This is a genomic window from Flavobacterium sp. XGLA_31 (assembly GCF_051547105.1).
Taxonomy (GTDB): domain Bacteria; phylum Bacteroidota; class Bacteroidia; order Flavobacteriales; family Flavobacteriaceae; genus Flavobacterium.
In genome coordinates, this window is record NZ_JBPTTM010000003.1 from 16,031 (window position 1) to 31,805 (window position 15,775).

Below are 15,775 nucleotides of genomic sequence, written 5' to 3' on the forward strand. Positions count from 1 at the left end.
TTTAAATAAAAAAGGATTAAAGATACTATCTCTAATCCTTTTATAAAAATATTATTTTGTGCTTTTTATTGAGCTAACCCAATTAGCGCATCGATGTTTTGTCCTTCCGGAGTGGCATCATAATTATCTTTGATATCGGTAAAATATTTTAAGGCATCCGCTTTGTTTCCTAAAACCAAAGCTGTTTTACCGGCTTTCAACAAGAATCTCGGACGGGTAAAATCATTATGACTGGCATCAGCCGCTTTGATATAGTAGTCCAACGCTTCTTTTTGTTTGTTTTGTTGTGCATAAGCATCACCGATAGCTCCTTGAGCCAAGGTGCTTAACATAATATCTTTAGAAGAAAATTTCTCTAAACTTGCAATAGCCTCAGCATATTTACCAGTGTTCAAGTAAGCAATTCCGGCGTAATAATTGGCTAAGTTTCCGGCATCTGTTCCGGCATATTCTTCGGCAACTCTCGGCGCACCGAATTTCCCTTCAGAACCTTTTAATACTAAATTGTATAGTGAATCTGCTTTGGCTCCACCATCAACAGCTTTTTGGAAATTCTGTTGCAAAACGAATAATTCGTCTGCTGCTGTCTGTTGTTTAGGCTCAGCTACAAATTTTTGATATAACAAATAACTAACCGTTACTAAAGCTACGGCACCAAGGAATCCTAATATGTATTTTTGATTTTTAGCAACAAAATCCTCTGCTTTAGAAGCCGTTTGGTCTAAGGTATCAAACGCTTTTGCTGTTGCACTGTCTTTTTCATCAACATTAATTTGCTCAATATCTTCAACGAATGTATTTACTCCTTTTTCCGTTTTTTCTTTCGGTGATTTATATCCTCTTTTGTTAAAAGTTGCCATTTATTTTCAATTTAGTGTGCGCAAAAATAAAATTTTTATTCAAACCCACATAAAAAAAATTGATTTAATCTGCAATCGTCTTAAAATAATCATTTTTTCAGAATCGGCTCCCTCTTTTCTGATATCAAATAGCGACAGAAAGAAAAAAAGGAAAAGCTGTTTTTCTCAATATTTTTGAATAATTTGCACCTCTTTCCTTAAGCAGTCAGAAAGCACTATTTCAACAGGTTGTTTTCTTAGATAAATAAGGAGTTCAAGCACTAATCGTAATCACAAAACCAAATTGTTTTTAAAGCGAATTTCATTACTCAATTACAAGAATTTCCCCGAAGTAACCTTCGAACTGGATGCCAAAATCAATTGTTTCGTAGGCAAAAACGGCATAGGAAAAACCAATATCCTTGATGCTGTTTATCATTTGGCAAACGGCAAAAGTTATTTCAATCCGTTGGCTGTACAAAACATCAGACACGGGGAAGAGTTTTTTGTAATAGACGGTGAATTTCAAAAAAAGGAACGAACGGAACAAATCGTCTGCAGTCTGAAAAAAGGACAAAAGAAAATCCTGAAACGCAATGGCAAACTTTATGAAAAGTTTTCAGACCACATCGGATTTATTCCATTGGTAATCATTTCACCGGCCGATAGAGATTTAATTATTGAAGGAAGTGAAACCCGACGGAAATTTATTGACAATGTGATTTCACAGTTGGATGCAACCTATTTACAACAACTGATTCAGTACCAAAAAATAATCAGTCAGCGCAATGCTTTGTTAAAGTATTTTGCCTTAAATCACGTATTTGAAAAAGATACTTTGAGCATTTATAACGAACAACTGGACGCTTTAGGACAGTCTATTTTTGAAAAAAGAAAACAATTCCTGACCGATTTTATTCCGATTTTCAATCAGTACCATCAACAAATTACCAATTCTGCCGAAACAGTACAATTGGTGTATCAAAGTGACTTGTTTGAAAAAAATACCTTAACACTGTTAGAAGAAAACATTAGCAAAGACAGAGCCTTACAATACACCTCAGTAGGTGTTCACAAAGATGATTTGTCCTTTGAAATTGATCACTTTCCCATCAAAAAATTTGGGTCTCAAGGACAACAGAAATCCTTTTTAATTGCCTTAAAATTAGCACAATTTGACTTCATTAAAAAACAAAGCGGAGAAAAACCGATTTTATTGTTTGATGATATTTTTGATAAATTGGATGAATTTCGGGTAAGTAAAATAATTGAAATGGTTAATAATGAAGAATTTGGGCAATTATTTATTTCCGACACCCATCCTGAACGAACAGAAAACATAGTAAAAACTACCCATCAGAGTTATAAAATATTTGTTCTTTAATACAATGTAAATTTGTATTTTAGCAACAAACAATTCAGAATGAAGATAACATTACTCCCCCTGATGCTATTAAGTTTTTTGATTATAAGCTGTCAGGCACAGCAATCAAAAGTCATAGAAACCATTGATGCTAAAGCGTTTGCAGAAAAACTTAAAACTACTGCAAATGCACAACTACTGGACGTAAGAACGCCTGAAGAATTCAATGCAGATCATATTGATAATGCTTCCAACATTAATTGGTATGATGATGATTTTGACATCAGAGTCGAGAAATTTGATAAAACAAAACCACTCTTTGTATATTGTAAAGCCGGGAGTAGAAGTTCACAGGCTGCTGCTAAACTGGCCGAGTTAGGGTTTGAAAAAATATACAATCTGGACGGAGGCTTGATGAAATGGAATGCTGCTGACCCCAGTAAACCCAGCAGTAAAGTCATTGGCATGAGTGAGCCGGAATACAACGGACTGATTAAATCCAATAAAAAAGTACTAATTGATTTTTATGCAGAATGGTGTGGCCCGTGTCGTAAAATGGCCCCATATCTTGCAGAAATGGAGCAAGACTTAAAAGGAGAAGTAACTATCTCCCGAATAGATGTTGACCGAAATCCAACATTGACTGAGCAATTAAAAATACAAAGTCTACCTACTTTGATAATTTATGAAAATGGTAAAGAAGCATGGCGTAACATCGGCTATATTTCAGAAGACGATTTAAAAAAGCATTTATAATATGATAACCAAAGAAGCCCTTCAGTTTCTGGATGATTTAGTGGCCAATAACAATACCGACTGGATGCACGCCAATAAAAAGAGGTATGAGAATTACAAGAAAGATTATCACCATTATATTGCTTCGCTTTTAGCCGAAATGAAACCTTTGGACAAAAGCTTGGAAGATTTAGAAGTCAAAGATTGTACTTTCCGCATCAATCGAGATATTCGTTTTTCAAAAGACAAATCACCTTACAAGACCAATATTGGGGTTTGGTTTACCCAAAATAAATTTCGAAAAAATAGCCCCGGCTATTATATTCATTTTGAAAAGGGGAACTCCTTTATTGCCGGCGGAGTCTGGTGCCCGGAACCGGAAGAATTAAAAAAAATCAGAAAGGAAATTGCTTTTTTTCATGAAGATTTGGACGCAATCGTCAACGACCAAAACTTTGTAAAAGAATTTGGTACTCTTACCCGTGACGAAAGTAATATGCTTAAAAAAGCTCCGAAGGATTTTGACCCTGCTCACTCGGCCATCGAATTTTTAAAACTTAAAAGCTTTACTGCTTCTGAAAAAATAGATGACAAGCTCTTTACCAATAAAGATTTCAGTAAAATTGCAGCACAAAAACTAATCGTGTTGAAACCTCTTAATGACTTTTTAAACCGAGCTTTGGAAACCGAAGACTAAACTCATGCCAAAAAAAAGAATTCTGTTTCTGGGAGAAACATACCGCGCGGATGCCATTACCTGGATGAACGGCCTTAAAGAATTTGGTGATTTTGAAATTGTCACTTGGGAACTTCATAAAAGCAGCGTGGGATTCAGCAGAATCAGCCGTCTGATGGAACTACTTATGGCATTCTTCAAAATCAGGCGAATTGCAAAATCTTTTAAACCCGATATGGTCATCGCCGAAAGAACTACCAGTTACGGCTTCCTGGCTGCATTAACCGGTATACGACCTGTAGCTATTGCACAACAAGGTATTACTGATTTATGGCCGCACAATTCTCCTTTGTATATTTTTAAAAAAATGCTTCAGGATTATGCCTTTAAAAAAGCCGATTTGATTCACGCTTGGGGAAAAGTGATGAGTGATCATATGAAAAAAAGTAAGGTTGACATGACCAAAGTACTGGAATTACCTAAAGGAATCGACCTGACTTCTTTTACGTTCAGCGACAGTCAAAACCTCGATTACATCAACGCCATTGTTACCCGAGCCTTAGAACCCGAGTACAAACACGATGTTATTTTAAAAGCATTTGCCATTCTCAAAAAGAAAAACATTCCGTTTACACTGAACATCATAGGAGACGGCAGTATGCTGAAATCACTACAAAAAACGGCTCACGAACTCAATATCGAAAAAGAAGTTATTTTCAAGGGAAGAATGGCTAATGACCAGGTAGCAAAACTTTTGACTCAGGCCAATTTTTATATCAGCATGCCCATTACAGAAGGAGTTTCGGCTTCGCTTTTTGAAGCGATGGCCTGCGGTTGCTTTCCGCTGGTCACCAATCTCCCGGGGAATCGAAGTTGGATTACCCATCAGGAAAACGGCATTTTAATCCCTAAAGACAATTATAAAGTATTAGCCGAAGAACTCCAATATGCTTTTGAAAGAAGTGTCTGGAGAAAAGCCGTAACCGAGAAAAATCGAAAATTTGTGGAAGAAAAGGCCAACTATAAAATAAATATGAAGAAGATTGCTGAAGCATATCATGAATTAATTAATAAAAAAAGCCACTGATATGTGCGGACTGAATGGTATTTTAAGATTTGACCAAAATAAAGTTGACGAAAGTCAACTCTTGAAAATGCGTGATGCATTGGCGCACCGTGGGCCGGACGATGCCGGACATTATGTCAAGGACAACATTGGACTGGGACACCGTCGCCTTTCCATCATTGACACCAGCCCAGCCGGGCATCAGCCTTTTTTCTCAGAAAACAAGCGCTATATCATGGTTTTTAATGGTGAAATTTACAATTACAAATCCTTTTACGACGAACTGAAAAGCAAGGGTATTACCGTCAAAACCGGTTCAGATACTGAGGTGCTGATGCATTTGTTTGAACTCTATGGCATGGATTTTCTGAACCGCCTGCAGGGGATGTTTGCCTTTGCGATTTGGGACACCGTTGCCAAAAAATTGATTTTAGCCCGTGACCGAATGGGGGTTAAACCCATGTATTATGCTTTCTTCCAAAACAGCATTTATTTTGCTTCCGAACAAAAAGCCTTGTTCACTGCGGGTGTGCCTTTGGAAATTTCAGAAAACGGCTTAGATGAATATTTCTTCAATCGCTTTGTGGCTGGGGAAAACACTTTGTACAACCGGGTTAAAAAATTGCTGCCGGGTTATTATATGGTATTGGAAAATAATGGCTACACCACTTATACCAAATGGTGGAATCTGAAATCCGAAATTGAAAATTTTGCCGAGATAAAAAATCCAAAAGCCTGGTTTGAAGAAACTTTTTTTGAATCCGTTCGGCTTCGCATGGTGAGTGATGTCCCGGTGGGTGTACTTTTGAGTGGCGGACTTGACTCTTGCTCCATTTTATCTTCACTCTATCATCAGGATTTTAAAAACATCAACACTTTCAACATCGGCTTTTCGGAAGAAGAGCACAACGAGTCTTTTTTAGCGAAAAAAATAACAGATGACTATCATTATAATTTTCATCACACCACTTTAGATAATGAAGCGCTGTATAAAAATTTACTCGAATCAACTTATTTTCAGGACGAACCATTAATGCACCTCAATGAACCGCATCTTCTGGCGGTATCCAAACTGGCAAAAAACAAAGTAAAAGTATTGCTCTCAGGCGAGGGTGCTGATGAATTGATGGGAGGCTATGTGCGTTACAAAGCCCTCAAAAGTCCTTCATTGTTAAAAGTGATTTCGGGATTGAGCTCCATTGAAAAGTTCAACAAAAAACCCCGTTACGACAAGTTACTGCGCTATTCTAAAATTGACAATGTAGACGACTTGGTCATTTTCAACGGTTCCAATGTATATCCGGAAGACATTCGGGAATTTTATGGTCGAAGTGAAAATCCGGCTAATATTTACCGTCAGGAAATATTAGATGAAGCCAAGCAACTCTATCCCAATAATCCGCAACGCCAGGCATTGTATTTTGACCAACATACTTACATGTGTTCCCTTCTCGACCGAAATGACCGCTGTACTATGGGGACTTCAATAGAGTGCAGAGAGCCCTTTTTGGATTATCGCCTCATTGCCGGTTTGGGGACTTTGGACGACAAATGGTTTTTCACCGGAAAAAAAGGAAAATTTATTTTAAAAGATACCATGAGAAGTAAGTTGCCGGAAGAAGTAATCAATTTCAGAAAGATTGGTTTGAGCGCACCATGGAATACTTACCTACTGGACTACCCTGCATTTCAGGAAGAATTGGAAAGTTTTACCGTCAGTCCGATTTTTGACATGCCATTTTTAGAGAATCTGGACGGTAAAAAATTAGTAACCGAATTACGTCAGGGCAACAGCAAATTAATGCCGTATATCATGCCGATATTCATGTTACACATTTGGTATAAAAACTATTTTAAAAAGTTCGTTTAAAATCTTTAGCTTACTTTTGTAAGCCAATATGAATGCTACATTATCATGACCATCCAAAACAATTTTTCTTTAAAAAAATACAATACTTTCGGTATTGAAGCCAAAGCCAGACAATTTGTTGCCGTACATTCAACCGCCGAGTTGAAAACCGTTTTACAGGAAAATCAGCACGAGAAAAAATTTATTTTAGGAGGCGGCAGCAATATGCTTTTAACACAAAACATTGATGCTTTGGTAATTCATGTGGATTTAAAAGGAAAAAAAATACTCAAAGAAGATGAGGATTTTGTTTGGGTTGAAGGACAGGCCGGTGAAAACTGGCACGAGTTTGTGTTGTGGACCATTGCGCAAGATTTTGGCGGATTAGAGAACATGTCTTTAATTCCGGGGAATGTAGGGACCACACCGGTACAGAACATCGGTGCCTACGGTACCGAAATCAAAGATACTTTTGTGTCTTGTGAAGCGATGCAGATTGCGACACAGGAAATCAAAGTTTTTAATAAAGAAGCATGCCGTTTCGGGTATCGGGAAAGTATTTTCAAGCAAGAGGCCAAAGACCAATACATCATCACTTCGGTGGTTTTTAAGTTGACCAAACGCAATCATAAAATCAACATTTCATACGGAGATATTTCCAAGGAATTGGAAAAACAACATGTCAGCATTCCATCCTTAAAAGATGTTTCAAATGCCGTTATTGCCATCCGTCAAAGCAAATTACCCGATCCGAAAGAATTAGGGAACAGTGGCAGTTTTTTTAAAAATCCGGTCATTTCCAAAACGCATTTTGAGGCCGTACAACAACAATTTCCGGAGATTAAATTCTTTGAAGTGTCACCTACCGAAATTAAAGTCCCTGCCGGTTGGCTGATTGAACAGGCTGGCTACAAAGGATTCCGAAAAGGAGATGCCGGTGTTCATAAAAATCAGGCTTTGGTTTTGGTCAATTACGGTAACGCTACCGGACAGGAAATCTTGGCACTGTCCAAAGAAGTTCAGAAAGCTGTTTTTGACAAATACACTATTGCCATAGAAGCTGAAGTAAATGTAATCTAAACTAGGCGCATGTATATTCCGGACCTTTACAAAAATGAAAATCGGGAGGACATTGAATCTTTCATCCACCAAAACGGTTTTGCTATTTTGGTCAATCAAACCAACGGAAAGCTATGGGCTACCCACATCCCTTTGATTTTAGATGTGAATACAAAAGGGAAGCAGGTATTGGTCGGACATATTTCTAAAGCCAATCCCCAATCCGAAAGTCTCAAAAACGAGACCGAAGTTTTAGCCATATTTTCCGGAGTTCACTCTTATATTTCCTCCTCCTGGTATGATCATGAGAACGTGCCTACCTGGAACTATTTGGCCGTTCATGTATACGGAAAAGTAACTGTTTACGACCACGAACAGGCGGTTGAGGCACTTAAAAAATTGGTTGATAAATACGAAGCCCAATCGAAAAACCCCATTCGCGTAGAAAATTTATCAGAAAAAACCATGCGCGAAGCTCGAGGGATTACCGCTTTTGAAATCGAAATCACCTCGATTGAAGCTCAAAAAAAACTTTCTCAAAACCGGGATGATAAAAACTACGCCAATATCATTTCAGCATTGGAAAAAACCGATGATTATCAGGCCAAAGCCGTAGCAGAAGCCATGAAAAAAAACCGGGAGTAAATTTGCTGAAATCTTGATTTCCTCTTTTAGAACAACTTCATTAATCCTCAAAATTAATCTCCATTAATTTTGTTCGTGTCACAATTGAATTTCATACATTTGCAGACCTTTTTAAAGTCGAAAAATATAGTATGTTATTACCTGTTTTCTGTTTATTCATTGCCGTTGTTGTAGTTCAATTTCTGTATTATATTATTGTTTTTGGCAAATTTTCATTTGCAAAAGCACAAACGGTAAATCCTAAAAGGATTCCGATTTCGGTAATTGTTTGCGCTAAAAACGAAGAAGAAAATGTCAAAAAATTTGTTCCGCTTTTGGCTGAACAAAACTATGCTACTTTTGAAATCGTGTTAATTGACGATGCTTCCAGCGACAATACATTGGAAATTTTTGAAGAGTTTGAGAAGCAATACTCCAATATAAAACTGGTTAAAGTAGAAAACAACGAAGCTTTTTGGGGCAATAAAAAATTTGCTCTAACCTTGGGAATCAAAGCTGCAAAATACGATTACTTACTATTCACTGATGCCGATTGCTATCCCACTTCAAAAGATTGGATTACCAATATGAGTTCGCAGTTTGCTCCAAACAAGAACATCGTTTTAGGCTATGGTGCTTATGAAAAAATTGCCGGTTCGTTTCTAAACAAAATCATCCGTTTCGAAACATTATTGACGGCAACTCAATATTTTTCCTGGGCCAAATTAGGCAAACCTTATATGGGTGTGGGGCGTAACATGGCGTATCGCCGTGATGAATTCTTTAAAGTACGTGGCTTTATGGACCATATGAAAATCCGTTCGGGAGACGACGATTTGTTTATCAATCAGGCTGCTACGGGTGAAAATACTACTATTTGCTACCTGCAAGACAGTTTTACGTACTCCATGCCGAAAACATCGTTTAAAGATTGGTTTACCCAAAAAAGACGTCACGTGTCAACAGCCAAACATTATAAAATTTTTGACCGGAACCAATTGGGACTGTTCTACCTTTCGCAATTACTGTTCCTGCTGTTGCCTATCGTTCTGTTAGCCTTCCAATACCAATGGATTGCCGTGGTCAGCATTATAGGTTTCCGCTACATTTTTGCCTGGATTACTATGGGATTTGCCGCCGGAAAGCTTAAAGAAAAAGACGTCATGTATTGGTTTCCCATTATTGAAATTATTTTGATTTTCACCCAATTGAATGTATTCATTACCAACACCTTCTCAAAACCGGTACATTGGAAATAAATACTTACATAGAAAAAGCAAAAAAAGGAGATCAGGTTGCCTTTACCTATCTGCTCGACCATTATTGGAATGAGGTGTACGGTTTTATGTTGAAGCGTACCGAAAACGAAACCGATTCGGAAGACATCACCATAGAAACGTTCTCCAAAGCCTTTGATAAAATCGCTACTTACAATCCGGAATTTCAGTTCAACACCTGGTTGATTGCCATAGCAAAAAATGTACACATCGATTTGCTTCGTAAAAAGAAATCCACTCTTTTTGTGGAAATTACGGACGAAGAAGACCAGCAAGCCTATAATGTAGCAGACAGCTCTCCCTCTGCTGAAGATGAATTGATTACGGAGCAAAATTTATCCCGTTTATTACAGTTCATCAAAGAATTAAAACCGCATTATCAGGAAGTCATCCAACTGCGTTATTTTCAGGAAATGAGTTATCAGGAAATTGCGGAACAGCTTAACGAGCCTTTGAGTAACGTTAAAATCAAACTGCTGCGCGCCAAGAAACTATTAGCTGAAATCATTGAGAGCAAGAAATAGCTCCTTAAAAATCGGCTGACGCCTCCCAACCTTTTATTTGAAATCGACATCTTTCTTCAAAAAACATTGTCGATTTTATACTATTTTAACAATTACTGCGTTATACCAGTAAACACTTTGCTTATGTAGTATAAATACTTAACTCTAAAACAATTTTTATTATGTCAAAAGGAAGTATTTATGACAAAAACTGGTTGGATCTGGTTTTTGACGGGAAAAACAAAGCATATGGTGCGTATCAATTGCGTCAGGAAAATGAAAAAACCACGGTAATGGCTTTTCTTTCCGGGTTGGGATTTTTTGCAGGAATAGCCGGTGTCGGCATGTTGATTTCCTCATTCAACTCCACTGAAGTAATCAACAACACTCCTAAACCTGAGGGCGACAAAATTCATGTGACCCAAGTTCATCTACGCGAGAAACCTCCGGTAGACAAACCAAAAACAACTGCTGAATCGCATCCTGAAGAGGCTGTAAAACCCAATCTTTTCAACAGGTATATCCCGGTGGAAACTCCGTTGGCGCAACAAGATGTCCCGGTTACTAACGATATCAAACCCGAACCCGGCAGCACTTCCAACAACGGCACCGCTACCGGAACCGGAACACTTACAGACCCGACCGCCGGTACTCTCGGCACTACGACAACCACCGGAACGGAAGGGAGTGATACGGTTACCATCAGTGTTGTGTTAGACAAACAACCACAGTTTCCGGGAGGAATCAACAAATTTTACGAATACATAGCCGACAACATTCAAAAACCGGAAGGCGATGGCAATGCCAACTCCATTAATGTGATTATGTCATTTGTGGTAGAAAAAGACGGCAGCATGACGGATATCAAAGTACTTCGCAGTTCTGACAAAGAATTGGAAAAAGCGGCTGTTAAAGTATTGAAATCCTTAAAAACCAAATGGGTTCCGGGCATCTTAAACGGCCAACCGGTACGCACCCAATACGTTCAACCTATACGTGTTAATTTACTAAACTAATTCATAAAAGCAGAAAAAGAAACCCTGACGATGGTCAGGGTTTCTTTTTTAGTCGTTATTCTCAATACTCTTGTAAGCATCGATTACTTTTTTCACCAAACGGTGACGTACGATGTCTTTATCATCCAGATAAATAATCCCAATACCTTCAATGTCTTTCAACACCAAAAGCGCTTCTTTCAAACCTGAAATGGTGCGGCGTGGTAAATCGACCTGTCCCGGATCACCGGTGATGATGAACTTGGCATTTTTTCCCATACGGGTCAGGAACATTTTCATTTGCGAATGGGTCGTATTCTGTGCTTCATCCAAAATCACAAAAGCATTATCCAGTGTTCTTCCCCGCATAAAAGCCAAAGGCGCAATTTGGATGATTCCTTTCAAAATGTAATCTTCCAGGGTTTGTGGGGGAATCATATCGCGCAGCGCATCATACAAGGGCTGCATGTACGGATCGAGCTTTTCTTTCATATCACCCGGTAAGAACCCCAGGTTTTCGCCGGCTTCAACCGCAGGACGTGTTAAGATGATTCGTTTTACCTGCTTCTCTTTTAAGGCTTTTACGGCCAAGGCAACCCCAGTGTACGTTTTTCCCGTCCCGGCGGGCCCAACCGCAAACACCATGTCGTTTTTTTGAACAAATTCGACCAACTTCTGTTGGTTTGGAGTCATCGCTTTAATCAGCTTTCCTCCCAATCCGTGCACCAAAATCTTGTCATGATCCGGCATGCGTTGCTCTTCATGTGAATTGCTTTGTATCACGCGGTCTATGACATTGTCATCAATATTGTTGTAGCGTGTAAAATGCAACATCAGTCGGTTAAAGCGATTTTCAAACTCATCGAGTTCTTCTTTTTCGCCAAAAGCCTTCAGCGTTGTACCACGAGCGACAATTTTGAGTTTCGGATAATACCTTTTAATTGTTTCAAGATGGGCATCTTGAGCGCCCCAAAATTCTTTGGGAGCGATGTCGTGTAATTCAATGATACGTTCGTTCAAAAGCAGTAGTATTAAATTAAAAAATTAGCTATATAATTGTTAGCTTTGTACCCAAATTTAATCAAATAAAAGGATAGGTTTCATTATTTTTGGGCTCTATTTCCATCAAGTTATAAACAATTTATGTCAATAATCACCTTAACGACCGATTACGGATTAAAAGACCACTTTGTCGGTGCGTTAAAAGGTAAATTGTTATCCGAATTTCCGGAAGCTACCCTTGTTGATATTTCACACGACATAGATCCTTTTAATGTAGCCGAAACAGCCTATATAATAGGTGCCGCCTACAGCAGCTTTCCCAAAGGAACGGTGCATTTAATTGGAGTAGATATCGAACTCAATACTGAAAACCAACATATTGCCATGCAATGGAACGACCAGTATTTCCTGTGTGCCGATAACGGTATTCTGAGTATGTTAATTCAAAAGATTGTCCCGCAAAAAATAGTCGCTATCAATATTCATGACCGACTGCCCAGTGATGCTACCGATTTGGATGTATTTGTAAAAGTGGCCTGCCATCTGGCGAAAGGCGGCTTACTTAACGTTATTGGTAAAGAAATTAAAACCATTAAAGAGGTTACTGAATTACAAGCCACCGTTCAGGAAAATCAAATCAAAGGGCATGTCATCTATATTGATCATTTGGGCAACGTGGTAACCAACATTCCGAAAAAGTTGTTCTTAACCATAGGTATAGGAAGACCTTACGAAGTGCGCTTCAAAAACCAAACCATCAAAACTATTTTACCTAAATACTCCGATATCGGTGCTTCGGAAAAGTATCCGCTGAAAGATTATGAAGGGCAAAAACTCGCCATTTTCAACGAGGCGGGCTTTTTGGAAATAGCCATTTTCAGAAGTAATCCGGAAACCGTGGGCTCCGCCTCATCCCTGTTAGGACTGAATTACCGCGATGTAATTACCATTGATTTCAGAAATTAAAAAATACACTATGTTTATTAGAATAGTTAAAATGAGTTTTCACCAAGAGCATATTCCAAAATTTTTGGCCAACTTTGATGTGATGAAAGAAAAGATTCGAGGCGCACAAGGCAACCGGTTTTTGGAATTGTATCAGGACAAAAACAATCCGGGCATTTTTTTTACCTACAGCTTTTGGGAAACCGAAGAGGATTTGGAACAGTACCGCCAATCGGCTTTGTTTGATGAAGTATGGGCCTTTACCAAAAAACTGTTCAACGACAAACCGGAAGCGTGGAGCGTAGACAAAGTGGTTAGTCTGCCCTAATTAATATTTAGTAAAAAAGTAAAAAGATATAATGAAATCAATTGCATTACGCGAAATAAAATCCTTCTTCGGTTCTCCCATCGGATACCTGGTGATTGGATTGTTTTTGTTACTCAACGGACTGTTCCTTTGGGTTTTTGACGGCGAGTACAACATCCTGCAAAGCGGATTTGCCGATTTGAGTCCGTTCTTCACTTTAACTCCCTGGATTTTAATCTTTCTCATCCCTGCCGTAACGATGCGTAGCTTTTCAGACGAAAAGAAACAGGGAACCATCGAATTGCTGTTGACCAAACCGTTGTCGCTTTGGCAAATTGTAAGCGGCAAATTTCTGGGTTCGTTTTTGTTAATTGTAATGGCCTTGGTTCCTACCTTGGTTTATGTATACGTCATCAGAGGATTGGGCATGCCCGAAGGCAATATGGACATGGGCAGCACCATGGGATCCTATTTTGGTTTGCTTTTTCTGGTGGCTTCCTATACTGCCATAGGAATCTTCACCTCCACCCTTTCCGAAAATCAGATTGTGGCCTTTTTGCTTGCGGTATTTTTGTGTTTTTTATTTTACTTCGGATTCGAAGGTGCCTCTACCTATATTAAAGGCTTTGAAGATTTGATTGCCCGAATCGGGATGGATTATCACTTCAAGAGCATGGCCCGAGGCGTACTGGACACGCGTGACATTCTGTATTTTATCAGTGTCGCTTTCTTGTTTTTATCGTTTACCGTGTTCAACCTTAAATCCTTGAAATCCTAATGAGCGCTCCACAAAACAACGTTAAAAAGATCCTTATTACCATCGGTAGTATCGTGGTATTGAATGTGGCCGGGCATTTTGTTTTCAAACGCTTTGACCTCACCGCTGACCATCGCTATACGCTTTCCAAAACTTCCTTAGAAATTGTAAGCGAAGTCAAAGAGCCTTTGTATGTTGATGTCTTCTTAGAAGGTGATTTCCCGGGTGAATTCAAAAAACTGCAAACGGAAACCCAGCAGTTGCTCGAAGAGTTTAAGGCCCAAAATTCGAATATTGTTTTCCAATTTGTCAACCCATTAGAAGACGAAGAGCTAAAAGACAAAACCATGCAGTCTTTTGTAGACCGCGGCATGACCCCGGTCAATGTGACAGTGAACGACAAAGGACAACAAACTCAGGAAATGGTTTTTCCTTGGGCAGTAGCCACGTGCGGAAACCGTTCGGTAAAAGTGCCGTTGCTCAAAAACATGATGGGCGCCTCCACCGCCGAAAAAGTGGTGAGTTCGGTACAACACCTGGAATATGCTTTTGCCAATGCCTTCAACACGGTTTCCAAAGCCAAAGAAAAGAAAGTCGCCATCATTAAAGGGAATGGAGAATTGCACGACATCCTGATTGCCGATTTTGTGAAGTCGGTTCGCGATAATTATTACATCGGAACATTTACCTTGGACTCCGTAGCCAAAAATCCAACGGAAAGTTTAAAGTACCTTAAAAAATATGATTTAGCTGTTATTGCCAAACCCACCGAAGCGTTTTCCGACGAAGAAAAACAAGTCTTAGACCAATTTGTCATCAATGGCGGAAAAACACTGTGGCTGGTCGATCAGGTGAATATGGAAATGGACAGCCTGTACAACGAAACCGGAACCAATCTGGCCTTTCCGAGAGATTTAAACCTCAACGATATGTTCTTCAAATATGGGGTTCGTTTGCATCCTGATTTGGTTAAGGATTTGATGGCTACTCCAATAGCACTGGCTACAGGGGAACAAGGCAGCGCCACGCAATACACCCAATACCCGTGGTTTTTCTCTCCAATGATTTATCCGTCTCAAGGGACGAAACACCCTATCGTGAGCAACCTGGACGGCATCAAGTTTGAATTTGCCAGCGCGATAGAACCGTTGAAAAACGACATCAAAAAAACCGTTTTGTTAGCCTCCTCCCCTTATTCCAAATTGGTTGGAACCCCTTCAGAAGTAAGTCTGAAAATGGTGGAAGAACGACCGGAACAAAAAGATTTCACCGGAACCGGAAAATATCCGGTAGCGGTATTATTGGAAGGCGCCTTCCATTCGGTGTATGAAAACCGGGTATTGCCGTTCAAAGAAGGTGATTTTAAACCCAAAGGCAAAGACAACAAAATGATTGTGATTTCCGATGGGGATGTCATCAAAAACCAACTGGATAAAAACTTCCAACCGCTGGAATTGGGCTATGACAAATGGACCAATAATTTGTATGCCAACAAGGAGTTTATGATGAATTGCGTCAACTACTTACTGGACGATAACGGACTTATTAACATCAGAAGCAAAGAAGTGGATTTGCCGATACTCGACAAAGAAAAAGTACATGCCGAGTATACCTATTCGCAAGTCATAACCGTAGCCGTGCCAATCGTTCTGCTGCTGTTATTTGGCGCACTCTTTACCATTTTGCGCAAGCGCAAATACAGTAAGTAATGTTAATAAAAAACTTTTTGAAATCTATTAGTTTAAGATATATTTGTAAAAATTAAATTCAGGTGGAAT

At 39.1% G+C, this 15,775-nt stretch carries 16 protein-coding genes; 14 read left to right on the forward strand and 2 right to left on the reverse strand.

Features of this window, described 5'->3' with window-relative positions:
* Positions 1–65: 65 nt before the first annotated feature.
* Entirely contained in the window at positions 66–860 is a 795-nt protein-coding gene (locus tag ACSVH6_RS06600) for a tetratricopeptide repeat protein (protein ID WP_438076769.1), read from the reverse strand.
* Between the two features lie 283 nt (positions 861–1,143).
* On the opposite strand from ACSVH6_RS06600, the gene recF reads away from it, so the two are divergent.
* The 10 genes from recF to ACSVH6_RS06650 all read left to right on the forward strand — a co-directional run bounded on the left by recF (position 1,144) and on the right by ACSVH6_RS06650 (position 11,007).
* Positions 1,144–2,223, forward strand: a complete 1,080-nt coding sequence (gene recF, locus ACSVH6_RS06605) for a DNA replication/repair protein RecF (protein ID WP_438076771.1) — start codon at positions 1,144–1,146, stop codon at positions 2,221–2,223.
* 39 nt (positions 2,224–2,262) lie between these two features.
* Complete coding sequence (gene trxA, locus ACSVH6_RS06610) at positions 2,263–2,958, forward strand: thioredoxin (RefSeq protein WP_438076773.1); 696 nt, start codon at positions 2,263–2,265, stop codon at positions 2,956–2,958.
* A 1-nt stretch (position 2,959) separates the two neighbouring features.
* Positions 2,960–3,634 (forward strand): DUF2461 domain-containing protein, encoded by a 675-nt coding sequence (locus ACSVH6_RS06615; protein ID WP_438076774.1) that lies wholly within the window; start codon positions 2,960–2,962, stop codon positions 3,632–3,634.
* 4 nt (positions 3,635–3,638) lie between these two features.
* Entirely contained in the window at positions 3,639–4,700 is a 1,062-nt protein-coding gene (locus ACSVH6_RS06620; RefSeq protein ID WP_438076776.1) for a glycosyltransferase, read from the forward strand.
* A 1-nt stretch (position 4,701) separates the two neighbouring features.
* On the forward strand, positions 4,702–6,549 hold the full coding sequence (asnB, locus tag ACSVH6_RS06625; RefSeq protein ID WP_438076778.1) for an asparagine synthase (glutamine-hydrolyzing): 1,848 nt from the start codon (positions 4,702–4,704) through the stop codon (positions 6,547–6,549).
* Positions 6,550–6,594: 45 nt separating this feature from the next.
* A complete protein-coding gene (gene murB, locus ACSVH6_RS06630; protein WP_438076780.1) occupies positions 6,595–7,608 on the forward strand; it encodes a UDP-N-acetylmuramate dehydrogenase in 1,014 nt (337 codons plus the stop codon).
* Between the two features lie 9 nt (positions 7,609–7,617).
* Positions 7,618–8,232, forward strand: coding sequence for an FMN-binding negative transcriptional regulator (locus tag ACSVH6_RS06635; RefSeq protein WP_438076782.1), 615 nt, complete (start codon positions 7,618–7,620; stop codon positions 8,230–8,232).
* Between the two features lie 131 nt (positions 8,233–8,363).
* Complete coding sequence (locus ACSVH6_RS06640) at positions 8,364–9,470, forward strand: glycosyltransferase (protein ID WP_438076784.1); 1,107 nt, start codon at positions 8,364–8,366, stop codon at positions 9,468–9,470.
* Positions 9,461–10,012 (forward strand): RNA polymerase sigma factor, encoded by a 552-nt coding sequence (locus ACSVH6_RS06645; RefSeq protein ID WP_438076786.1) that lies wholly within the window; start codon positions 9,461–9,463, stop codon positions 10,010–10,012. Before ACSVH6_RS06640 ends, ACSVH6_RS06645 begins: the two co-directional genes overlap by 10 nt.
* 161 nt (positions 10,013–10,173) lie before the next feature.
* Positions 10,174–11,007 (forward strand): energy transducer TonB, encoded by an 834-nt coding sequence (locus ACSVH6_RS06650; protein WP_438076788.1) that lies wholly within the window; start codon positions 10,174–10,176, stop codon positions 11,005–11,007.
* Positions 11,008–11,055: 48 nt separating this feature from the next.
* Here the strand turns inward: ACSVH6_RS06650 and ACSVH6_RS06655 are convergent, their stop codons facing one another.
* On the reverse strand, positions 11,056–12,006 hold the full coding sequence (locus ACSVH6_RS06655) for a PhoH family protein (protein WP_438076790.1): 951 nt from the start codon (positions 12,004–12,006) through the stop codon (positions 11,056–11,058).
* Between the two features lie 123 nt (positions 12,007–12,129).
* On the opposite strand from ACSVH6_RS06655, the gene ACSVH6_RS06660 reads away from it, so the two are divergent.
* Genes ACSVH6_RS06660 through gldG form a run of 4 tightly spaced genes read left to right on the forward strand, consistent with a single transcriptional unit; the run spans position 12,130 to position 15,706 of the window.
* Positions 12,130–12,954: an SAM hydrolase/SAM-dependent halogenase family protein gene (locus ACSVH6_RS06660; protein ID WP_438076792.1), complete on the forward strand. Its 825-nt coding sequence runs from the start codon at positions 12,130–12,132 to the stop codon at positions 12,952–12,954.
* Between the two features lie 10 nt (positions 12,955–12,964).
* Positions 12,965–13,261, forward strand: coding sequence for a putative quinol monooxygenase (locus ACSVH6_RS06665; RefSeq protein WP_438076794.1), 297 nt, complete (start codon positions 12,965–12,967; stop codon positions 13,259–13,261).
* A gap of 31 nt (positions 13,262–13,292) precedes the next feature.
* Positions 13,293–14,018 carry a gliding motility-associated ABC transporter permease subunit GldF gene (gene gldF / locus ACSVH6_RS06670; RefSeq protein WP_438076796.1) on the forward strand — a complete coding sequence of 242 codons (726 nt, stop codon included), beginning with the start codon at positions 13,293–13,295 and terminating at the stop codon, positions 14,016–14,018.
* Entirely contained in the window at positions 14,018–15,706 is a 1,689-nt protein-coding gene (gene gldG / locus ACSVH6_RS06675) for a gliding motility-associated ABC transporter substrate-binding protein GldG (RefSeq protein ID WP_438076798.1), read from the forward strand. The genes gldF and gldG overlap by 1 nt, the downstream gene beginning before the upstream one ends.
* Positions 15,707–15,775 lie beyond the last annotated feature (69 nt).